Source organism: Paenibacillus sp. NPDC055715 (assembly GCF_053617595.1).
The window spans coordinates 1-21,957 of record NZ_JBSHGA010000024.1 but is presented as its reverse complement, the minus strand read 5'-3'; the positions used below and the strand labels follow the sequence as shown (position 1 = coordinate 21,957).

The 21,957-nt window shown below is 45.9% G+C and carries 17 protein-coding genes; 5 read left to right on the top strand and 12 right to left on the bottom strand.

Annotated features, from left to right (window positions below):
• The first annotated feature begins 206 nt into the window (after positions 1 to 206).
• Both ACWGOO_RS22060 and ACWGOO_RS22055 read left to right on the top strand, forming a co-directional pair.
• Positions 207 to 1,199 carry a DUF1385 domain-containing protein gene (locus ACWGOO_RS22060; protein WP_452486874.1) on the top strand — a complete coding sequence of 331 codons (993 nt, stop codon included), beginning with the start codon at positions 207 to 209 and terminating at the stop codon, positions 1,197 to 1,199.
• A 7-nt stretch (positions 1,200 to 1,206) separates the two neighbouring features.
• Positions 1,207 to 1,518, top strand: a complete 312-nt coding sequence (locus ACWGOO_RS22055) for a hypothetical protein (protein WP_452486870.1) — start codon at positions 1,207 to 1,209, stop codon at positions 1,516 to 1,518.
• Positions 1,519 to 1,631: 113 nt separating this feature from the next.
• Here ACWGOO_RS22055 and ACWGOO_RS22050 read toward each other — a convergent pair whose 3' ends face one another.
• From ACWGOO_RS22050 to mntR, 3 genes are all read right to left on the bottom strand, one after another.
• Positions 1,632 to 2,621 (bottom strand): patatin-like phospholipase family protein, encoded by a 990-nt coding sequence (locus ACWGOO_RS22050; RefSeq protein WP_452486868.1) that lies wholly within the window; start codon positions 2,619 to 2,621, stop codon positions 1,632 to 1,634.
• A gap of 98 nt (positions 2,622 to 2,719) precedes the next feature.
• Complete coding sequence (locus tag ACWGOO_RS22045; RefSeq protein ID WP_452486867.1) at positions 2,720 to 4,456, bottom strand: family 10 glycosylhydrolase; 1,737 nt, start codon at positions 4,454 to 4,456, stop codon at positions 2,720 to 2,722.
• Between the two features lie 138 nt (positions 4,457 to 4,594).
• Entirely contained in the window at positions 4,595 to 5,020 is a 426-nt protein-coding gene (gene mntR, locus ACWGOO_RS22040) for a transcriptional regulator MntR (RefSeq protein ID WP_452486865.1), read from the bottom strand.
• A gap of 253 nt (positions 5,021 to 5,273) precedes the next feature.
• Here mntR and splB point away from each other — a divergent pair, with 253 nt between their 5' ends.
• A complete protein-coding gene (splB, locus tag ACWGOO_RS22035) occupies positions 5,274 to 6,338 on the top strand; it encodes a spore photoproduct lyase (protein WP_452486863.1) in 1,065 nt (354 codons plus the stop codon).
• On the opposite strand, the gene ACWGOO_RS22030 is transcribed toward splB, so the two are convergent.
• The 8 genes from ACWGOO_RS22030 to adhE all read right to left on the bottom strand — a co-directional run bounded on the left by ACWGOO_RS22030 (position 6,331) and on the right by adhE (position 19,127).
• Entirely contained in the window at positions 6,331 to 7,047 is a 717-nt protein-coding gene (locus tag ACWGOO_RS22030; RefSeq protein WP_452486861.1) for a cytochrome c biogenesis CcdA family protein, read from the bottom strand. The two genes, splB and ACWGOO_RS22030, sit on opposite strands and share 8 nt — an antisense overlap.
• Positions 7,048 to 7,197: 150 nt before the next feature.
• Positions 7,198 to 9,216, bottom strand: a complete 2,019-nt coding sequence (gene metG / locus ACWGOO_RS22025; protein WP_452486858.1) for a methionine--tRNA ligase — start codon at positions 9,214 to 9,216, stop codon at positions 7,198 to 7,200.
• A gap of 420 nt (positions 9,217 to 9,636) precedes the next feature.
• Positions 9,637 to 9,927, bottom strand: coding sequence for a membrane protein insertion efficiency factor YidD (yidD, locus tag ACWGOO_RS22020; protein ID WP_452486856.1), 291 nt, complete (start codon positions 9,925 to 9,927; stop codon positions 9,637 to 9,639).
• A 1-nt stretch (position 9,928) separates the two neighbouring features.
• Entirely contained in the window at positions 9,929 to 10,420 is a 492-nt protein-coding gene (locus ACWGOO_RS22015; protein WP_452486854.1) for a Fur family transcriptional regulator, read from the bottom strand.
• 252 nt (positions 10,421 to 10,672) lie between these two features.
• Positions 10,673 to 12,883 (bottom strand): copper amine oxidase N-terminal domain-containing protein, encoded by a 2,211-nt coding sequence (locus ACWGOO_RS22010; RefSeq protein WP_452486853.1) that lies wholly within the window; start codon positions 12,881 to 12,883, stop codon positions 10,673 to 10,675.
• A 218-nt stretch (positions 12,884 to 13,101) separates the two neighbouring features.
• Positions 13,102 to 13,860 (bottom strand): pyruvate formate-lyase-activating protein, encoded by a 759-nt coding sequence (gene pflA / locus ACWGOO_RS22005; protein ID WP_452486851.1) that lies wholly within the window; start codon positions 13,858 to 13,860, stop codon positions 13,102 to 13,104.
• A gap of 65 nt (positions 13,861 to 13,925) precedes the next feature.
• A complete protein-coding gene (gene pflB, locus ACWGOO_RS22000; protein WP_452486849.1) occupies positions 13,926 to 16,187 on the bottom strand; it encodes a formate C-acetyltransferase in 2,262 nt (753 codons plus the stop codon).
• A gap of 327 nt (positions 16,188 to 16,514) precedes the next feature.
• Complete coding sequence (gene adhE, locus ACWGOO_RS21995) at positions 16,515 to 19,127, bottom strand: bifunctional acetaldehyde-CoA/alcohol dehydrogenase (RefSeq protein ID WP_452486847.1); 2,613 nt, start codon at positions 19,125 to 19,127, stop codon at positions 16,515 to 16,517.
• 252 nt (positions 19,128 to 19,379) lie between these two features.
• Here adhE and ACWGOO_RS21990 point away from each other — a divergent pair, with 252 nt between their 5' ends.
• Positions 19,380 to 20,096, top strand: coding sequence for a Crp/Fnr family transcriptional regulator (locus tag ACWGOO_RS21990; RefSeq protein WP_452486845.1), 717 nt, complete (start codon positions 19,380 to 19,382; stop codon positions 20,094 to 20,096).
• A gap of 262 nt (positions 20,097 to 20,358) precedes the next feature.
• On the opposite strand, the gene ACWGOO_RS21985 is transcribed toward ACWGOO_RS21990, so the two are convergent.
• The gene (locus ACWGOO_RS21985; protein ID WP_452486872.1) at positions 20,359 to 21,090 is read right to left on the bottom strand and encodes a DODA-type extradiol aromatic ring-opening family dioxygenase; all 732 of its coding nucleotides are present in this window, start codon (positions 21,088 to 21,090) and stop codon (positions 20,359 to 20,361) included.
• Between the two features lie 361 nt (positions 21,091 to 21,451).
• On the opposite strand from ACWGOO_RS21985, the gene ACWGOO_RS21980 reads away from it, so the two are divergent.
• Positions 21,452 to 21,730, top strand: coding sequence for a hypothetical protein (locus ACWGOO_RS21980; RefSeq protein WP_452486843.1), 279 nt, complete (start codon positions 21,452 to 21,454; stop codon positions 21,728 to 21,730).
• The last annotated feature ends 227 nt before the right edge of the window (positions 21,731 to 21,957 follow it).

Sequence of the window (21,957 nt, the reverse complement as noted above, 5' to 3'; positions counted from 1 at the left end):
TTTTTCCACTGATCATCTTGGATTTCGTATCGTCTCTTCATACTTCTTAATTTACCACGATTTAACTTTGTTTTGTAGTTTGAATACACGCCCTAATAACGCGCCTTTTTAGCATTTGAAGTCCAACTTCCCCTCCCCCAACTAGATATTCCCTTCCAGATTCGATACAATATACAAAAAAGCATGTGTAAAGAGAGGTGAGACGGTTGTCACAAGCATCCAAGCCTGTAAGCTACGGCGGTCAGGCAGTCATTGAAGGTGTCATGTTCGGCGGTAAGCGTGTCAATGTCACGGCAGTTCGCCGCAAGACTGGCGAAATCACATATTTGGAAGTACCGCGCAAGGAGCAATCCTGGGTGTCCAAATTTCGCAGAATCCCGTTGTTACGGGGGATTGTAAGCATCATCGACTCCAGCGCCAAGGGTACAAAGCATTTGAACTATTCAGCCGATGCGTATGCCGATGATGAAGTGGACCCGGAAGAACGCGCTGAACAAAAGAAAAAAGAAGAATCTCGCTGGAGCCTGAGTATGATGATCGGCGTGGCGGCGGTCGGGATTTTATCCTTTTTATTCGGCAAAATTGTGTTAACCCTCGTTCCGGTTGTCGTAGAGGACTTCCTGTTTGGAAATGTATTTCACGAGCAGATCTTGCATAACTTTGCCGAAGGAGCTATTAAGCTGATTCTGCTATTGGGTTATTTATGGGGCATTTCCCAAACTCCGTTGATTAAACGACTTTTCCAGTACCATGGAGCGGAACATAAGGTGATTACCGCATATGAAGCGGGTGAAGAGCTAACTCCTGCTAATGTGCAAAAATACAGTCGTCTGCATTACCGTTGCGGTAGTAGCTTTATCATGCTCACGGTGATCATCGGGATACTCGTATATTCCCTGTTTACGTATGATACTCTGTGGGAGCGTATGGGACAGCGGCTTTTGCTGCTTCCAATCGTGCTGGGGCTTTCTTTTGAATTTCTCAAGCTGACCAATGCCCTACGGGAGATTCCGGTACTCCGCTATCTGGGATACCCTGGCCTGTGGCTACAATTACTTACCACCAAAGAACCGACCGATGATCAAGTAGAGGTATCCATTGCTTCGTTCAAGCGTATGCTGGAATTGGATGCCGAGTTGGAAAATGCACCTGTAAAGGAGACCTTCAACAGCTCGGTTCTTGATCCTGTGAAAGGATGAGTGAAAGATGAACAGACATGTGGTTATTTTCTGGCTTACCCTTGCCTTGGGCGCATATGGGATCGTGGATATGATTTGGAGAGGAAGCTGGGGCTTTCTTATGAGTTTATTCATTCCTGTCCTTGTTTTTTTTCTGCTGTACAAATATCTGCCAGGACGACGCACCCGTACTCCCAAGATTAAACCCTCTGCACACACTATGGCCAAAACTGCCAACACACACAAGCAGCAGACTGCAGGCAAGCGTAAAGCGTATCCTTTTCATGTTATTGAAGGTTCTAAGGGAAAAAATGAAGAAGAGCAACCTAAGTATCATTAGTCGATCACACTTTAGCTTGGCACACAAAGGAGCTATCCCCCATGTTAATGAAGAATAACTGGGGAATGGCTCCTTTTTTAAACTTTTTTATTCCAACTCCAACTAGCAAGTGATTATTTCATGGCATACATCGTATCCTTCATTAATTTATACTTGTTATACTGCTGTTGGTAAGAAGTGATGCTCCATTTGTGGAAAAATGCGTCTCCTGCCTGCACACCAGAATCATAAAGCAAATTGCTTTGCTTAGGAGAAATGTTGAACTGTGCTGTACGAATGCCCAGCGTCGGGATTTTAATCGTCCGGTATCGGTTCTCCTGCTCAATATAACGCTCATCATGCGCTGATAGCATCGTATCAAAAATAGCTTGCAGCATCGTCAACGGCCCCCGTATATATGAAACCTTCGTTTCGGTTCCCGTTTTGCCCACCATCTGAAAGCCTACGGTTGGAATTATTTTGGCCTTTCGCTCATTTACAGGCTCATCAAAAAGCCATAAAGGCAGATTACTTAACAATGCCCCATCGACGACAAACACAAATTGCTGTGAAAATTTTTTCCCTTTCGTGTGCAAAGGATCAAGTCTTAGCATAACGGGGTCGAAAAAATATGGGATGCTTGTGCTCATCCGAATGGCCTTAGCCACCTCCAGTGAAGAGGTATTCATACCGAAACGTTTGATATCCTCAGGAAGCACCAGTATACGTCCGTTCGTTATGTCTGAAGCAATAATGCGCAACTTGCCGGGAGGCAGATCCTCGAACGTACGCACTCCCTTGGCAAGCAATAGCTCCCGCACCCAATGCTCCAATGCTTCTCCGGAGTAAAGTCCTTTTTTAAGAAAAATACGAGCTGCCGGTCCAACCCATTTGATGTTAAACACCGGAGAACGCCGTAACAAGCTGACCAAGGGGGTTTTCTCGATCACGGCCTTCATTTCATCTGCCGAATATCCTGCCGCTAACAAAGCAGCTACAATAGCACCTGATGATGTACCCGCTACGCGGTTGAATACAATTTTATGCTCCTCCGCAGCCTTGACTGCACCCGCCAGCGATATACCCTTAACCCCTCCACCCTGGAACACAGCATTGATCAGCATAGATCAAAAAACCTCCGTTCTCTTGGGAGTAAGCAGTTCTACTGCTTATGTATGAGAACAGAGGCCTATTTAGAACCTATATGATCCATTTTACATAATTATCGATAATAATTTTGAAGAAGCTGAATGAGTCCGTACGGATTTTTCCGTAAATGCTGGGCACTAAAATAAATGTCTCCTTTAATCTGGTTATAATTTTCGTTCAGCTTGAGTTGCTTAATCAGCTCTTCGGCAGATTGCCAGCCTTTTTCAGGAGTGCCGATTTTATAAGGAGAATGTCCGATGTACAGCTTAACATCTGAATTTTTGACCTCATTGGACCACCAAGCCACAAGCTTGTCATAGCCAGCAGCCGGGAAACCGATACTCCAATAAATCTGTGGAGCTACATAATCAATCCAGTCTTTGTTAATCCATGTACGTACATCTGCAAACGTCGTATCATACGCTGTAACACCCGCCCTGGTGTCTGATCCGGTTAAGTCCTGAGACTTGTTACGCCACACTCCAAAAGGACTAATCCCGAATTGCACTTTGGACTTGCTTGCATGAATGCTTTTGCCCAGATCACGGACAAAGCTGTTCACATTATCTCGCCGCCAGTCGCCTTTGTCAGAGATTTTGTTAGCGTTATACGCTTTAAAGGTCGCATCATCATCAAAAGTACCGCTGTATGGATAAAAATAGTCGTCTAAATGAACACCGTCAATATCGTATCCATCCACAACTTCCATAATCGCATCAATAACATGCTGGCGAGCGGCGGGAATACCCGGATTGATGTAAAGCTGGCTGCCACTCTTAACGATCCAATCCGGATGCTGGTTAGCCACATGGTTTGCAGCTAAACCGCTGGTCGTTCCTGTAGAATTGGCGCGGAAAGGGTTAAACCAGGCATGAAACTCCATCCCTCGCTTGTGCGATTCGCTAATCATAAATTTCAACGGATCATAGCCCGGATTTTTACCCTGGGTATTCGTCAAGTACTTGCTCCATGGCACGAGATTGGACGGATACAGCGCATCACCACTGGCCCGGACCTGAACAAAAACCGCATTAATACCCATCCCCTGCAAATCATCAAGCATTTTGATAAATTCCTGCTTTTGCTTCTCAGTGCTGCTTCGGGCGGCGGAAGAAGGCCAATCCCCGTTAATCGTAGAAATCCAAGCTCCGCGCATGGAAGTCGAAGCTTTCACTTGCACGACATTTCCCTGCGAAGAATTGGAGCTGCCCTCATTGGTTGAAGTAGACGGAGAAGTGACACTTACCTGTTCATCATCATCGATTCCCTTATTGGCACCTACACTTCCCTGATTGTCAGGTGTGGACGTATTGGAACTGGAGCCGCCACTGGAAGATGTTGTTCCGCCTGTGGAGGCACCTTCTTTACCACTACTTAACGTAATCACTCGCTCTGAAGCCTGCCAATCCACTTTTAATCCCAACTCTTCCCCAACAAAACGCAGCGGCACCATGACTCTTCCGCTCGTCATACGCGCAGATGTGTCCAATCGAACTGACTTGCCATTCACCGTAGCACTCTGTCCGCCGTTCTCCATAGAGATGTTTTTATCCTGCGCTGTGATGGTTACCGTACCAGACGATGTTGACCAGTTGACTTGAGCGCCTAGTCCCTCACTAATCACTCGCAAAGGCACCATTGTTACGTTAGCCCCTTGTACAATATACGGTGACGCATCACTTTTCAGCGGTTGCCCGTCCAATATAATTTCAATCTCTCCGTTTGGAGCCGCCTGCGCTCCAGGCACAACTGCCGTCTGCACTGCCAACAGTAAACCCGCAGCCAGTGCCCATGTTTTCTTCCAATTCATATGATTACATTCCTCCGCTAACCCCGTTGATTTTTAACCCCTATCTTGTCCTGCTATATAATGGGTAGACGCTAATAACCGGGTATTTGTTGCGGTAGGTACAAATAAAAAAGCATCTGTCCTTACGGACGATGCCTGTCAGGAATCACTACTCAATTCCTTGTGCATATCGTGAAGCTGGCGCAAACGATCTTCATCCCGGCGGAAATATTCGACCAATGTCTCAATGCGGGTGATGGAATCCCAGCTTAAATGGTGCTCAATACCTTCCACATCTTTATAGATCAGGTCCTTGTCGACCCCAATCATATCCAGAAACTGCTCTAGTAACTGGTGGCGGTCAACCAACCGTTTGCCGACCTTTTTCCCTTTGGGTGTCAAAATTAATCCCCGATACTTCTCATATACGAGATAATCGTCCTTATCCAGCTTCTGGATCATCTTGGTAACGGACGAAGGATGGACCTCCAGACCCTCTGCGATATCCGAGACACGGGCGTATCCCTTCTCATCAATCAGCAGATAAATGCGCTCCAAATAATCTTCCATGCTTGGCGTTGGCACTTGTTTCCCTCTTTTCTGTTATTGAACGGGCGCTTACCGCCTTCATTTCCTGCGTTGAACCTGCATACGTAATGATACATGTTATCATTACCTATTGGCAAGTCTCATCCCCCCGCTCACAGCTATTACCACGATTTGTTCAATTTAAGCAGGGCACACTAATAGCGTCCCTGTATTGTTCACCCTATGGCATGAGTTAGAGTTGGACATCCCAGCTACTACTGGATATTTACTCCTGAAAGGAGCGTTACCCATGTCCACGCTTGAACGTACTCCTGTCAAAACCAAAGGAACCAAACCGTTCGTGCCTGATTTGGTGTTTTTCGAGCCGGACGCACTGAATTATCCTAAGGGTCAGCGTATTATGGATTGGGTCAAAGCAAAAGGCATTCCGTATCGTATGACCACATCTCATAACCGGATTACCAATTTACCGGGCGAAACCGAAGTTGAAAAATATCGAATGGCGAAAAAGACGTTGGTCGTCGGTATTCGCAAAACGCTAACCTTCGACCAATCCAAGCCCTCTGCTGAATACGCCATTCCTATTTCGACCGGATGTATGGGACACTGCCACTATTGTTATTTGCAAACGACATTAGGAGCAAAGCCGTATATACGCGTCTATGTCAATACCGATGATATCTTATCGGCAGCTAAAGGCTACATCGAGGAACGTGCGCCCGAAATTACTCGTTTTGAAGCAGCCTGCACCTCTGATCCGGTTGGTTTGGAGCATATCACCGGATCACTCGGAGAATTGATTCATTTTATGGCAGACGAAGAATGGGGTCGCCTGCGTTTTGTTACCAAATATCATCATGTTGATCCACTGCTGGATATTAAGCATAATGGACATACCCGCATCCGGTTTAGCATTAATTCCGATTATGTTATTAAACAGTTCGAGCCTGCGACTTCGCGCTTCGAGGAACGCATTGAAGCAGCGGGCAAAATCGCCCGAGCCGGTTATCCGCTAGGCTTTATTATCGCGCCAATCATCTGGTATGACGGCTGGGAAAAAGGATATGGCGAGCTGCTGCACAAATTGGGTGAAACCTTACCTCAGGATGCCACAAAAGATCTGACGTTCGAATTGATCCAGCACCGTTTTACCAAAACGTCCAAGAATGTGATCGAGAAGCGTTATCCAAAAACCAAGCTGGAAATGGACATAGAGAAACGCAAGAAAAAATGGGGCCGCTGGGGACAAAACAAATACGTTTACCCTGATGAACAACAAAACGCCCTGCGAGAATTTATCACCGAGCGCATTTTTGAACATTTTCCATTAAGTCGTATCGAATATTTCACATAACCAGCATCCAATCCGGTGTAATCCGTTGTAAAAACAACGTTACATCCGTCATATGATCAGTTACTAGCAAAATTCCGGTGATGATTAGCAGTATACCGCCTGTTTTGACGATTATTGATGTGTAACGCGAGGATAGACGAACAGAGCCAACCAGTAAAGCCAATGCAAAAAATGGAATCGCAAAACCAAGCGCGTAGCCTGTGACCAGCTTAAACCAGGTATGATGCTCAACTGCCGCTAAAGCGATAATAGCTGTCAGCATGGGACCGATACAGGGAGACCAGCCTGCCGCAAATCCGATTCCAATCACAAAGGAACCGGCGTAACCGGCAGGCTTCCATGTCCAGCGAAGCTTATACTCCCGCATCAAAATCAAAGGACGTACCACGCCAAGAGATACCAGCCCCATCACCAAGATCAGTACCCCCGCAACCACTCTTAACGTATCTTCATAATTGCCAAACCATTCCCCCAGCAGCCCTACACTTGCACCCAAGGAATAAAACACTACGGAAAAGCCCAGTACAAAAGCAAGGGTATGTCCCATCGTACGGTAACGAACCTCAGCCTTATGCCGTCCTTTGGCCAGCTCACGTGCCGACATCCCCGTTATATAAGATAAATAAGAGGGATACAGCGGCAAACAGCAAGGTGAAAAAAAAGAAACCATTCCTGCTATGATCGCCAACCCGGCGTTAACATCCGTCATCATCATTTCCTCCCGCCTGTCTTAAGTAAACGCGAGCAAACAAGCCCTATTACTAAAACATACGTGAGGAAACAGCAAAATATGTTGCAATCCAAAAAGCGTATGCCCCGGCATAAAAACCGAAAGACATACGCTCATTACATGTTTTATTTATTTTACAATCGCGCCGTTAGGCATGCTTTCCGGTACTGTAGCCAGCGTAAGCTGATCTCCGTGCGATGCTGCCAAAATCATCCCTTGTGACAGCTCCCCACGCAGCTTCACTGGCTTAAGATTGGTCACACAAATCACCTTGCGCCCAACCATATCCTCCGGCGTGTAAAACTTGGCAATGCCCGATACAACCTGACGCTGCTCATAACCAAGATCAAGTTGGAGCTTCAATAGCTTGTCGGCCTTCTTCACAGGCTCACAGGCGATAACCTGAGCGACGCGCAGTTCTACCTTGGCAAAGTCCTCAATACCAATCTCTTCCTTCGCCTCTGGCGCTTCCTGGCCCGCCTCAGCCGCATTCTGCGGTTGAAGCTGCGCGGTAGCTTCCTCCGGCTTCTTGCCACCCGTCATCGCTTGCACAATGAAAGCAACCTCCTGCTCTGAATCCAGACGCGGGAAGATAGGATTGCCTTTGACCAGTTGTGTTCCTTCTGGAATACGACCAAACTGCTTGCCGCTTTCCCATGTCGTCAGTTCACCTTCGTTAATGCCCAGCTGTTCCCAAATTTTATGCGGAGCGCGGGTCAAGAACGGCTGGAGCAAAATAGACGCGATGCGCAAGCTTTCTACCAAATGCACCATAACGGATGCCAGCTCACGGCGTTTGTCCTCATCCTTGGCCAGGTTCCATGGTTGTGTTTCGTCAATATACTTGTTGCTTCGGCTAATAAATTGACTGATCGCCGTCAGCGCCACGGAAAACTCCATGTTTTCCATCGCTTCTTCTACTTTAATGTAAGTCGCTGTTGCCATTTCTTCCAGAGCCCCGTCGAATGCTGTTACATTCCCTTCATAAGCCGGAACCTTGCCTTCAAAATATTTATCTACCATCGCTACGCTACGGTTTAACAAATTGCCCAGATCATTCGCCAAATCAGAATTGACCCGATCCACGAAGCTTTCCGGTGTAAAGGTTCCATCCGCGCCGAAAGGCACCTCACGCAGCAAGTAGTACCGAAGTTGATCCAGACCATAGCGGTCAATCAGCGTTACAGGGTCTACAACATTACCTTTGGACTTGGACATTTTGCCGTCTTTCATAAGTAGCCAGCCGTGTGCAAATACTTTTTTAGGCAACGGGAGATCCAGCGCCATCAGCATGATTGGCCAGTAAATCGTATGGAATCGTACAATTTCCTTCCCTACGATATGCACATTTGCAGGCCAAAATTTATCATACAGCTCCGTATTGGAGGAACCATAGCCCAGGGCTGTAATATAGTTGGAGAGCGCATCAATCCACACGTATACGACATGCTTCGGATCACCCTTCACCTTAACGCCCCATTCAAAGGTTGTACGGGATACAGCCAAATCCTCCAGGCCCGGCTTGATGAAGTTGTTAATCATCTCTTTTTTACGGGATTCCGGCTGAATAAACTGCGGATTCTCCTCATAAAATTGCAGCAATCGGTCAGCATACTTGCTCATACGGAAAAAGTAACACTCTTCCTTAACCAGTTCTACAGGGTGCCCACTGTCCGGGCTTTTACCTCCAGCTACATTGCCTTCTGCGTCCTTCACCACATCAACCAGTTGAGTTTCCGTGTAGTAAGTCTCGTCAGGAATGCTGTACCAGCCTTCGTATTCGCCCTTGTAAATGTCTCCTTGCTTGAGCAAACGATCAAAAATTTCCTGTACAACGCTCTTGTGACGCTCTTCCGTCGTGCGAATAAAATCGTCATTGCAAATGTCGAGCTTTCGCCATAAGTCCTGAATCCCTGCCACAATATCATCTACGAAACGTTGCGGTGTTTTGCCAGCCGCACTCGCCTTCTGCTCAATCTTCTGACCATGCTCATCCGTTCCTGTCAAATAGCGCACCTCGTAGCCGAGCAGGCGCTTGTAGCGGGCCATCGTATCTCCGGCTACCGTGGTATACGCATGACCGATATGTAGCTTGTCGCTTGGATAATAAATCGGTGTCGTAATGTAAAATGTTTTCTCATTGGACATGTGTATTGCCTCCTGTTTTGTTCACGGCAGCGAAATAAGACATGCTCCCTTGAATTCGGTACTACAATTCATGATTTTCACACCAATTGGGCACAAAAAAGACCCACGCCCCTATGGGACGAGAGTCACCTCACGCGTTACCACCCAAATTTCCCGTATCCTCGCAGACTACAGGCTTCACCAGTCACTTCTGACCGCCCATTAACGCTGGATCACGCCTTTCCCTTACGGTCGTTCGCCCTATAACCATTGAACTGGTGGCAAACGCGCTCGAAAAAAGTTCCTCCAGGACCATATTCAGGCTTCGTTCCAGACCGGTTTGCAGCTAACCCCGGCTCTCTGTACTGGACGGTTGACCCTACTCATCCCTTCGCAGGAAAACATTATTATCCAAAATATAACCAAACGCGCATAGCTATGTCAAGTCAAGCCCTTCCCGGCACGATCAGCAAAACGATCTTCGTCAGATCTATTCGTCCTCTTTTTAGCAGGAGGCACCAGATCTACACCGCCTGGATGAAAGGGATGACACTTCGCTATACGTTTGGCGGCCAGCCAAGAGCCCTTGAGCGCTCCATGCACCTCCACCGCCTCCAGCGCGTACTGTGAGCACGTCGGATAGAAACGGCAGGTCGGTGGCTTTAATGGTGAAATATAGGATCGGTATAACTTAATGGGAGCTTGAACCACTCTTCGTCTGGTAATCTTCATTTCAGTAGCCTCCGTGGCTGTGAGTGTGACCGCTCGCCTGTTTGTATCCCCCTTTAGAATTGGCTTCTGCGTGCCCGTTCTTTTCCTGGCATTCCTTGCAATAGCCGAAAATTTCAAACTTATGCTCGACGATTTGGAACTGATCCGTCGTATCTGTCATCTGCATCGGACAAAAAGAGATTGGTAATGTTTTCTGACAGCTCAAGCAAATCATATGGTGGTGGTGATGATGCTCATTGCAGCTCACCTTGAACTTCATTCCATCCTCAAAAGATACCTGCTCCAGCACACCCAATTCCTGCATTACACGCAAATTACGATAAACGGTGTCAAAGCTGAGTCCGCTGTATTTTTTACCCATATATTCATAAACGTCTTTGGGGGACAGATACCCTTCATTCTCGGAAAATAACGTGGCCAGCGTCTTGCGCTGATCCGTAATACGCAGCCCCTGAGCGGACATTGTTGAGATAATCTCATCCTTTGTCAGCATGCGTTTCACCCTCCCCTGTCTGTAGTTTCAGGTTATCTGATGCAGGCTTAGGCTTGCATCTACTTATTATACCACGATTAAAGTCAAAGTTATAAGAGATATTCGCGCCCTTGATAAAGAAAAAGACGTTCTCCTGTGCTTGAACCGAATCCGCAGCAGGAGAACGCCTTTTATTCTATAAGTGATCTGACTTTAAACGGTGAATGATGAGACCCTTCGGTCTAAGCCGATAAACAAAACCGGACATTCATATTAATTTTTAATAGCTGGTAATGGCATAACTACCACGGAAACTGGCAAGTTACTACCCGCCGCAGCAGTGAAATACATCTCTACACTTTCCTCGATATGACCTGTACGATACAGTACACTCATCTCATTCGGAGCCCACACGGAGCCGTTCGTCGGGATACCCACGACCTGATTATTCACCATAGCATAGCCAGAGTATTCACCACCACGCGGATTAAATGTAATCAGGGAATACGGCGCTACATGGTCCAGCTTGATTTTGTATACAACACCAAAGTTACCCGCATTGGAGGCAGAAGAACCGTCCAGACCATCCGTACCGATCAGGTTCGGGTCTACCTTGTTATCTCCAAGAACGATACGCTGAGCGGTTTTACCAACCTCATCGGTATAATTGAGCGCGATATCCGAATTAGCGTATGTTCCGCGGTTATGGATACCATCCTTCGGCAGTTTTGCCAAGGTGGGCAGCACAGTCAACGGGTCTACATTTGCATCTACGACAATAACTGTGTATTGGATCGGTTGATCTGTATACAGATCAGACAAAAGAGAAATAACCTGTTTTTGCTTAATTTTATTCGCGCTCAAATCCTGTAAAATAACGCGGCTTTCGCCTGGGTTCAGAACTGTGCTGGAGCGTTTGCTTCCATCCTGCATCGATTGAAAGTACCGTTGAATCGAAGTCTTACCCGCAACCGTTGCAAACTCAGATGGCCCGGCAAAACCGGAATTTTCGATGTTCAGATTAGCAGCCGTAATATTATTGTTTGTCGCGATTACATACATTTTCACGTCTCTACCCGTTTCATTCACATGATGGACGAGTATACGTGTGCTGCCTGATCCCATTTCCTGATACACAATACCATCCTGGAATACACGTTCCGGGCTGTTAGCACGAATCAGAAGGCGTGGTGAAGATGTGCTGGTTACCGGAATGGTAGCCATGGTAGGTACCTGACTGCCATCTACACTGTATTTATCACCATAAGGCGTGAAGATTTTGTTAAAATCATCTTCCTTGTACAGCACTTCATTCGTAATTTTAATCGTTTCGCTTACAGTCCCTGTTGCACCATGCTTATCAGTCACGGTCAGTGTAATGGTCACATCACCCGGCTCGAAAAACGCCAGTTTCTTATTCACCCAATCACGTTTGGTGATCACATTTTCATCATCCGTACTCAGATCCGTAATCGTGATTTTTTCACCCATTTTGTATTCTTTTTTATCTGTTGTAAACAGAGCCACTGGCGGCTGATTCGGCGGCCTTACCGTAATCGTAACTGAGTATGGATCACTCCAGTTCCCTGCGGAGTCAAGAACGGAATAGGTAACTACATATGTACCTGGCTCCTGAAATACGTCCTGCTTGCCTTCCCAACGTTGATTCACAATCGGAAGACCTGTAGGAGAAGATTCCTTCGTCAAATACGTAACTTGGGTTTCGCCCGCATAGATATCTTTTTGCTGAACCGTGAAGGAAGCTTTAGGCTTTTGATTCAAATCCATAATAACCTGTTTTGTTGTGTTATTTACAGTATAAGGAATATTCAAGGCCTGTGTAATAGAGGTCAATGGCACCATAAATACGTTCTTTTGCTGGAATGCCGGCCCCTTCATTTGTCTAACTTCACCATTAACCGTGTAAACCTTGCTGTCAGTCTTGAAGCGCAGCACGTTTGTACCTTGGGTGATAACGGTTTCCTTGGTTGTCGTGTCATAACTAAACTGTAATCCGACGCGGCTGACAAGCGAACGAATAGCTACATAGGAAACACCGTCTTTGACTGTCATCGGCTGATTCGCCGTGTACACCTGTCCGTTTTTTTCCATTTTTGTACTGTTCAAATACAAAATCAGTTGATTTGCACTCATGGATGTTGAAGAACCACCAGGATTGGTGATCGTTCCATCTCCACCGTATACAGCATTGGATACGGTGGTTGTATCCGTCGGCAAGCCGGACAAAGGATCATTGGATACGCCTTTGTTATCAGGTGTCACCGTGCCATTTTGTTTTCCAGTGCCATTTTGTCCCCCGATGCTATTCTGAACGCCGGAATCTGTGACATTGGCCTGAGTCTGCTGTCCGCTAACCGAATCGGTGGATTTAACAGTGGATACTGCTTCTGCTCCTACAGGGGCTACTGTAGCCACCTGAGCTACCGCAAGCGCGGCGAGCATGGTCCATTTCTTGAAATTCATTCTCTGTCTCCTTCTATTACCAAATTATTATCATTCCCGTAAAAAGTCATACTATTAGACGCAACTGTTGTCCAAAAGTTGCTGGGAATTTTGCTGAATATAAAAAAAGGGGACGTCCTCCTGTGGCTGCAAGACATTCTATAACAAAAAACCGCCGCCCATCTGACCTGATGGGGCGGCGGCTTCATAACCAGAAAGTATTTAAAGACCATTCAACATTATGACGGATGGCCGACGGCATTTGTCCCTGCGGTCTCCAAGCGGCCCTCTTCAATGAGACGGTAAGCCCGTTGAACCTCTTCTTCTGTCGGGGACGGAACCCCTTCCAGCGGATACGCCTTGCCGAGCATTTCCCACTTGTATACACCCATTTGGTGGTAGGGTAAAATTTCGAACTTTTCGACTCCGTTCAACGTTCCTATAAACCGACCCAAATTCAGCAGATCCTGCTCGTCATCATGAATACCCGGTACAAAGACGTGTCTAATCCACATCTTGCGCCCTTGTTCAGACAACCAGCGTGCCGTACTTAGCATACGATCATTGGACTTGCCTGTAAGCTTAATATGCTTGTCGTTGTCAATATGCTTAATATCCAGTAACACCAAGTCCGTTACGTCCAGCAGTTCATGGATACGGCCTGCGTCATTAAAACCGTTACTGTCCAGCGTTGTGTGCAAATTCCAGCGTTGCTTCACTTCTTTGAACAGCTCTGCTACAAAATGAGCTTGCAGTGTCGGTTCTCCACCGGATACGGTCAATCCGCCTCCCGAAGAACGGTAGTAGGCTAAATATGGCTCAATTTCAGCCAATACCTCCTTCAGTGTCATTGGATTGCCTTCATTTAAAGCCCAGGTGTCCGGGTTGTGACAATATTGACATTTTAACAAGCATCCTTGCATAAAAAGCACAAAGCGGATGCCGGGACCATCTACGGTCCCGAAGGTTTCCAATGAGTGTATGTGACCTTTCAGCATGTTGCATCATCCTTCCCGCATCCGCTATGCGCGCGTCGTTGTAATATATGATACGTAAAGCTTTGTTACATTGTACCGTGGAAAGTACGGTTAATAACATCCAGCTGTTGTTCACGAGTCAGCTTGATAAAGTTAACAGCATAGCCCGATACACGAATTGTAAGCTGTGGATAGTTTTCTGGGTGATCCATTGCATCCAGCAATTGTTCACGAGCAAACACATTGACGTTCAGATGATGCGCATGACTTCCAAAATAGCCGTCCATCATGGAAACGAGATTCGTTTTGCGTGTTTCTTCTTCTTTACCCAGTGCTTTAGGCACGATGGAGAAGGTATTCGAAATACCATCCAGACTGTGCTCGTAAGGCAATTTAGCTACAGAGCTAAGGGAAGCCAAAGCACCCTTTTTATCGCGTCCGTGCATTGGGTTTGCACCTGGTGCAAACGGTTCGCCTGCTTTACGTCCATCCGGTGTTGTACCTGTTTTCTTACCGTACACCACGTTGGAAGTAATAGTCAGTACAGATTGAGTAGGAATCGCATTCCGGTAAGCTTTGTGCTTGCGGATCATGCCCATGAAGGACTCTACCAGTTCTACTGCGATGTTATCTACACGATCATCGTTATTACCGTAGCAAGGGTATTCGCCTTCGATTTCAAAGTCAATAGCGATGCCTTTTTCGTTACGGATTGGTTTCACCTTCGCATGTTTAATGGCACTCAGGGAATCTGCAGCAACGGACAGACCGGCAATACCACAAGCCATCGTACGGACAATATCACGGTCATGCAGCGCCATTTCAATCCGTTCGTAGCTGTACTTGTCATGCATGTAGTGAATAACGTTCAAAGTGTTCATGTACAGTTTTGCCAACCATTCCATCATTGGTTTGAAGCGGCTCAGCACTTCCTCGTAATCCAACACTTCACCTGTGATTGCAGGATATTCAGGACCCACTTGAGCACCTGATTTTTCATCCACACCACCGTTGATGGCATACAACAAAGCTTTAGCTAAGTTGGCACGGGCACCAAAGAATTGCATTTGTTTACCGATTTTCATTGCCGATACACAACAAGCGATACCATAATCATCGCCATAAACCGGACGCATCAGATCATCATTTTCGTACTGAATGGAGCTGGTTTCAATGGATACTTTAGCACAATATTTTTTGAAACCTTCAGGCAGTTTTTCCGACCATAGTACAGTCAGGTTTGGCTCCGGTGCAGGTCCCAGATTGTACAGGGTGTGCAAGAAGCGGAAGCTGTTTTTAGTAACCCGAGTTTCTCCAGTAATAGACATACCGCCAATGGATTCAGTTACCCATGTTGGGTCTCCGCTGAACAGTTCGTTATAATCAGGTGTGCGCAGGAATTTAACAATACGCAGTTTCATAACAAAATGATCGACCAATTCTTGTGCTTGCTCTTCTGTCATTGCGCCTTCTTCCAGATCCCGTTGAGTATAGATATCAAGGAAGGAAGATACGCGTCCCAAGGACATTGCTGCACCATTTTGTTCTTTGATCGCTGCTAAATAGCCAAAATACACCCATTGGAAAGCTTCTTTAGCGTTGTTAGCAGGTTTTGAGATGTCAAAACCATGCTCAGCAGCCATTTGTTTCAGCTCGTTCAAAGCGCGAGTCTGCTCGGAAATTTCTTCACGCAGACGAATTACATCTTCTTCCATAGAATCCAATTCAAGGCTTTTTAATTGAGCCTTTTTGTCTTTAATCAGGTAGTCTGCGCCATACAGTGCTACGCGACGGTAGTCACCGATAATGCGGCCACGACCATATGCATCCGGCAAACCAGTGATAATACCCGCTTTACGAGCTGCTTTCATATCATCAGTATAAGCGTCGAATACACCCTGATTATGCGTTTTGCGAATATTAGTGAAGATGTCAACAATGCTTTGCGGTACTTCAAAGCCATAGGCCTTGCAAGCGTCGATCATCATCCGGATTCCACCAAACGGCTGCAAGGAGCGTTTGAATGGAGCGTCTGTTTGTACACCGACAACTTGTTCTTTATCCCGGTCTAGATAACCCGGCTTATGTGAAATAATAGTGGATGGCGTATTCACGTCTACATCAAGCACGCCGCCGTTTGCCAACTCTTTTTTGGTAAGATCGGATACAATATCCCACAGTGCAATTGTGTTGGCGGTAGGGCCAACCAGAAATTCTTCGTTGCCGACATAAGGTAAGATATTGGTTTCAATAAAATCGTTGACGTTAACTTCTTTAGTCCATTTACCTTTTTTAAAACCTCTCCAGCCAGATTGTTGCTCTTGTAATTTTCTCTCAATCACCGACATGTAAATCCCTCCAAATTTTTTGTCTTCCGGACTTGTGATTTTTTTCACAATTAAATAATACTTTAGCCCGGCCTTTTCACCGATGTCTTACGCTCAGTGTCGGGACCTTTCTTACACCCTCATTGTAGAATAATGATAGCGTGTAGTATGTGACAAAAATCACAATAAAGGTGATATTTATCACTTTATTTTCCCCAACTTCACGCCCGTACCTTTATGCTTGCCGTTCATCTTCCTTCCCAAACCAGCACAGGCCCTCTATATAGAGAGCCTGCGTTGGTATTGAACGGGAAAATACTTAGTCACAAGCCTCTTCGTACCTATATATTATTGGTCAAAACGTCCGTAGAAGGCATTGCGGTATACATCAGCCAATTCGGTAACCAGCGGCAGCTTCGGATTCGCAGTTGTACATTGATCCTCAAAAGCGCGATCTGCCAGATAATCCACACGCGATTCAAAATCCTTCGCATCAAAGCCGATTTGCTGGAACGACTCCTCGATACCGAGTGTTTTGTTCAGCTTACGGATTGCTTCAATTAAGCTGTTAACCCCTTCTTCAGTCGTACGAGCAGGCAGTCCCAGTATGCGTGCAATTTCTGCATAACGCTCATCCGCAACAAAGTGCGAATATTTAGGGAACGAAGCAAATTTTGTCGGTTTTTTCGCATTATAGCGAATGACGTGTGGTAACAAAATGGCATTCGTACGGCCGTGGGCTGTATGATATTGTCCGCCCCATTTATGCGCAAGACTATGGTTAATGCCCAGGAACGCATTGGCAAACGCCATCCCTGCCAGTGTGGAAGCATTATGCATTTTTTCACGAGCCAGCTTGTCGCCAGTCAGAGCCGATTGCTCCAGGTATTGGAATACCAGTTGAATGGCTTTAATCGCCAGACCGTCTGTGTAGTCACTAGCCATTACGGACACGTATGCCTCAATGGCATGTGTCAGAACGTCCATACCTGTATCTGCTACAGCTGTTTTAGGCAGCGAATATACAAACACTGGGTCAATAATTGCCACATCAGGGGTCAACTCATAGTCAGCCAGCGGATACTTCGTGTTGCCCTGATTTTTATCTGTAATAACTGCGAACGACGTAACTTCCGAACCTGTACCCGAGGTTGTAGGAATGGCTACAAATTGCGCTTTTTGACCAAGACGTGGGTATTTGTAAATCCGTTTGCGGATATCCATGAATTTTTGTTTCAGATTGTTGAAATCAGTATCTGGGTATTCATAGAACATCCACATGCCTTTAGCCGCATCCATTGGCGAACCGCCGCCCAATGCGATGATGCAATCTGGTTGGAAACGTCTCATCATTTCAGTACCACGTTCTACTGTAACTGTCGATGGATCTGGCTCTACTTCTGAGAACACCTCGATAGCTACCGGTGTTTGGCGCTGGTGCAAATAATGAATGACACGATCCACATATCCGAGTTTCACCATCATAGGGTCTGTGACAATCGCCACACGTGTGATATCAGGCATTTTAGCAAGATACTGCGTCGAATTTTTTTCAAAATAAATTTTGGAAGGTACTTTGAACCATTGCATATTCACCGTCCGCTTCGCCACCCTTTTCACATTAATCAAGTTGACTGCCGATACGTTCGACGAAGTCGAGTTACGCCCGTACGAACCACAACCGAGTGTCAGCGATGGAAGGTTGGTATTGTAGATGTCACCGATCGCACCATGCGTGGAAGGTGCATTTACAATGATACGGCCTGTTTGCAAACGGTTTGCGAACCGGGCGATAACGTCCTCATCATGCGAGTGAATGGCGGACGAGTGACCCATGCCCCCGAATTCTACGACCTCGGCAGCGCGTTGAATACCTTGTTCCGCATTTTTCACTTTGTAGCAAGCCAGTACGGGACTCAATTTTTCTGCGGACAATGGGTATTTCGTTCCTACCCCTTCAATCTCAGCGACCAAAATTTTTGTTCCTGCCGGTACTGTGATGCCGCTCAGTTCAGCGATTTTTACAGCGGACTGTCCGACGATGGCCGGGTTCACTGCACATTTCTCTACATTCATAGCTCCCTGAGTGAGCTTTGCTGCTTCTTCTTTATTTACAAAATAGCAACCGTTAGCGATCATCAATTTTTTCACTTGTTCGAAGATTGACTCTTCGATAATAACCGCTTGCTCGGAAGCACAGATCATACCGTTATCAAAAGATTTGGAGAGGATAAGGTCGTTCACGGCCTGCTTGATGTCTGCTGTTTTTTCAATAAAGCAAGGCACGTTACCTGGGCCTACACCCAGAGCAGGTTTACCGCAGCTATATGCCGCCTTAACCATGCCTGATCCACCAGTTGCCAGAATCAGCGCCACATCCGGGTGATTCATGAGTGAATTTGTCTTATCCATTGATGGAGCTTCAATCCATTGAATACAATTGGCTGGAGCGCCATGTTTGACGGCTGCTTCAAGCAAGACGCGAGCTGCTTCGGCACTACACGATTGAGCGGATGGATGGAAACCGAAAATGATCGGGTTGCGTGTTTTAATAGCAATCAACGCTTTGAACATTGTAGTTGAAGTCGGATTAGTCACTGGAGTGATCCCCATAATGATGCCGACGGGTTCTGCTATTTTTTGAAAACTGTCAAAATCATTGTCTTCAATGACACCGACGGTTTTTTCATTTTTGATGCTATGATAGACATATTCCGTTGCAAACATGTTTTTGGTGATTTTGTCCTCGTACACACCGCGTCCTGTTTCTTCAACAGCCAGCTTCGCCAGGTGCATGTGCTTATCCATCCCTGCGAGCGCCATAGCTTGTACGATTTCGTCAATCTGCTCTTGGTTCATACCCATGAAAGCCTGCTGTGCCCGGTTCCCCCGGTCAATCAACGTTTGAATATACTGCTCAGCGCTTTGTTCTTTTTGGATAACCTCGTTTTTAACAGCCATTTCCCTCATCCTCCTGTTATCTCGTGTACTCTCTCTTGTTCACGCACTGATCGTAACACAGATTCCCAAGATATATTGTGATTTTTTTCACAATATATTTAAAATTTTATGAAGTGATTTTTATCACAAAGTTTGGAATTCTGCCACTTTTACCTCCTCTTCTTGCCCCAAAAACGCACAGCACAGGTATATAATGAATTTGAATTGATCAAGTTGCAGATAAAAACAAAGGAAATAAAGGGGAAATGGACGATGAGAAACCTTGCAAACGTAATAGAAGCCCGCGGCAACACCTGTTGCTTCTCGGAGGCCAGCTTCAACCGGCTGCAAGTGATGATGAAGGATCGGATCATGCCAGAAAGCTCGCATCTGTTCTGGGAAGGAGATCTAGCGGATAAGCTGTTTTATATCAAGCGCGGACGCGTGAAAGTAACAAAAACAACGGATGAGGGTAAGGAACTTATACTATATATGTACCAAAGCGGCGATCTCGTTGGTCAAGCTGATCCATTTTTTGGTACCAAGCATTCCTTTTCTGCTGAAGTTCTGGAGGACAGTGATATCGGTGTTGTCGATCATACGGATGTGGAACTGCTCATCTGCCAGCATTGTGATTTTGCCATTGACTTTATGAAATGGATGGGGTCACACCACCGTATTACCCAGACAAAGTTTCGCGATCTGATGATGTACGGCAAGCCCGGTGCTCTATGCTCCACGCTAATCCGTCTGTGCAACACCTATGGAGAGCCTCACGGCGAACATATCCTTATTCATAAAAAAATTACTCATACCGACCTCTCCAATATGATCGGTGCCACCCGCGAAAGTGTAAACCGGATGCTGAGTGATTTGCGTAAAAAAAATGCAGTCGAATATGATAATGGCATGATCGTCGTAAAGGATTTGGAAATGCTGCAAGGTGTATGTCATTGTGAACTGTGTCCGCGTGAGATTTGCCGGATCTAATAAATAGTTTTTAATGTAAAAGGGAGTGTTTTGAGCCATTTTGGCTATAAAACACTCCCTTAATCTTTTTGCTATCCCCCCCCTAAAGGCGGGCAGTAGCGGAGTGTTCCAGTTGAATCTGAAGAAGCGAAGCGTTCGCCTTTGTATCTGAATTTCAACCCTGTTAGGCGTTCTACAATCAAAAAATTCAGATACAACAGTGATCGTAAGATCCAATAGATCGCGAAGCGGCTAACAACTTGTCAACATCCTTCTCCATTCTTTAGAGCTGGAAGCACAGATAACTTAAATTCCCCATCTCATAGCTTCTGTGGATAACCTTGGCTTTATTCGCCGGATTTCCACTCCCCATGGCAATAAACAACGGCACAAAATGTTCAGCTCTCGGTACAGCTTGACGAGCATACGGAGCTTCGCTTTCATAGCGATCCAAAACCTCCACATCTCCACTCTGTACCTTTTCAATAATCCAGTCATCAAAATCAAGAGCCCAAGGCTCTGTTTTCGTTTCTCCCCATTTGACAATGCGCAGATTATGGACAGTTACACCACTGCCAATGACCAAAATATCCTGTTCACCCAGCCCACGTAGCACTTCACCGATAGCATATTGTGCTTTCAGCGATAGAAACGGATTCACGGAAATCTGAACTACCGGGATATCCGCCTCAGGATACATACGATGCAGAAGTGTCCAGGACCCATGATCCAGCCCTCGCGCCCGGTCCGTTTGTACATCAATACCCTTTTGCTCATATAATTCTTTCAACTTGACCGCCAGCTCCACCGAACCATGCGCTGGATATTTCACCGCATATAGCTCCGGCGGGAAACCGCCAAAATCATAAATCGTATCGTAAACGTCGTCTATCGAACTAATTGTCAATGTCTGCGTCTCCCAATGGGCGGTGAAGATAACAATAGCCTTCGGGCGAATACTCTTTCCAAGCTGCTTCAGAAAAGTAGAATATTCTGTCTGTTCAATAGCAAGCATAGGTGATCCGAAAATAACTTTATCATTTATCAATTTATTTTTCTCTATAAGTAACTTTATGTAAGTTACAATACATAAGTTACAATATATAAGTAACAAGGTAATGTCAATGCAGATTTTAACATACATTTAAAAAATGTCGCTTCTTTAAATAAAGATTGATATAGGTATAAAGTCATAGTAATATGTAACTAATAAATTTAAAATATTCACTATAACTCGACATAAAGGACTGGTTCCTATGGAGATACATACTGCTAATTGCCCAAAGTGTGGTTCCGTTTTCCGCCTAAATTTTAGAAACCTGTGCAATACTTGTATTCAAGAAGAAAATTTATTTTATGACCGCTGTTCTAACTATTTGTGGAAACATCCCACTACTCACACTCGGCAGCTTAGTGAAGCAACCGATACACCTATGGATCTGCTCACAGACTGGGTAAGAGCAGGCAAGTTCCCCTCCATCTATAGTCAGCTTGATTATCCTTGTGAATCCTGCCATTCCCCGATTTATGCGGGAAGACTTTGTCATTCCTGCCTCGGTACGTTCCGTACGGCAGCGCTTGATATGCAAACACGTGTATCCCGTCGCACTGCAACCGGATTGTTTTCAATCGCAGGCCGCGCCAAAGGCTATTAAGTATTACAAAATAAAAAACAGCCTTTTCCTAGGAAAAGGCTGTCAGATTGTCGAGAAACCCCGTCTTTTTGAGACGTAGGTTTCTTTTTCTTTACATCATAAGGCTCTGGTATCTGGAGAAACAGGGGGTTTCCCCTGTTTCTCCAGGCGATCCAGGTGGATCGCCATCTTCTTCATGTTCTGCACGGCTGCCGTCATGAGGGCTTGTTCCCTGACGTTCGGAAGTC

Excerpts from the sequence above, each read along its gene's own strand:
- yidD (WP_452486856.1), bottom strand. The coding sequence starts at position 9,927 with ATGAAGATTACCAGACGAAGAGTGGTTCAAGCTCCCATTAAGTTATAC.
- ACWGOO_RS22010 (WP_452486853.1), bottom strand. The coding sequence starts at position 12,883 with ATGAATTTCAAGAAATGGACCATGCTCGCCGCGCTTGCGGTAGCTCAG.
- adhE (WP_452486847.1), bottom strand. The coding sequence starts at position 19,127 with ATGGCTGTTAAAAACGAGGTTATCCAAAAAGAACAAAGCGCTGAGCAG.
- pflB (WP_452486849.1), bottom strand. The coding sequence starts at position 16,187 with ATGTCGGTGATTGAGAGAAAATTACAAGAGCAACAATCTGGCTGGAGA.
- splB (WP_452486863.1), top strand. The coding sequence starts at position 5,274 with ATGTCCACGCTTGAACGTACTCCTGTCAAAACCAAAGGAACCAAACCG.
- metG (WP_452486858.1), bottom strand. The coding sequence starts at position 9,216 with ATGTCCAATGAGAAAACATTTTACATTACGACACCGATTTATTATCCA.
- ACWGOO_RS21985 (WP_452486872.1), bottom strand. The coding sequence starts at position 21,090 with ATGCTTGCTATTGAACAGACAGAATATTCTACTTTTCTGAAGCAGCTT.
- ACWGOO_RS22015 (WP_452486854.1), bottom strand. The coding sequence starts at position 10,420 with ATGCTGACAAAGGATGAGATTATCTCAACAATGTCCGCTCAGGGGCTG.
- ACWGOO_RS22050 (WP_452486868.1), bottom strand. The coding sequence starts at position 2,621 with ATGCTGATCAATGCTGTGTTCCAGGGTGGAGGGGTTAAGGGTATATCG.
- ACWGOO_RS22030 (WP_452486861.1), bottom strand. The coding sequence starts at position 7,047 with ATGACGGATGTTAACGCCGGGTTGGCGATCATAGCAGGAATGGTTTCT.
- ACWGOO_RS22055 (WP_452486870.1), top strand. The coding sequence starts at position 1,207 with ATGAACAGACATGTGGTTATTTTCTGGCTTACCCTTGCCTTGGGCGCA.
- pflA (WP_452486851.1), bottom strand. The coding sequence starts at position 13,860 with ATGCTGAAAGGTCACATACACTCATTGGAAACCTTCGGGACCGTAGAT.
- ACWGOO_RS21990 (WP_452486845.1), top strand. The coding sequence starts at position 19,380 with ATGAGAAACCTTGCAAACGTAATAGAAGCCCGCGGCAACACCTGTTGC.
- ACWGOO_RS22045 (WP_452486867.1), bottom strand. The coding sequence starts at position 4,456 with ATGAATTGGAAGAAAACATGGGCACTGGCTGCGGGTTTACTGTTGGCA.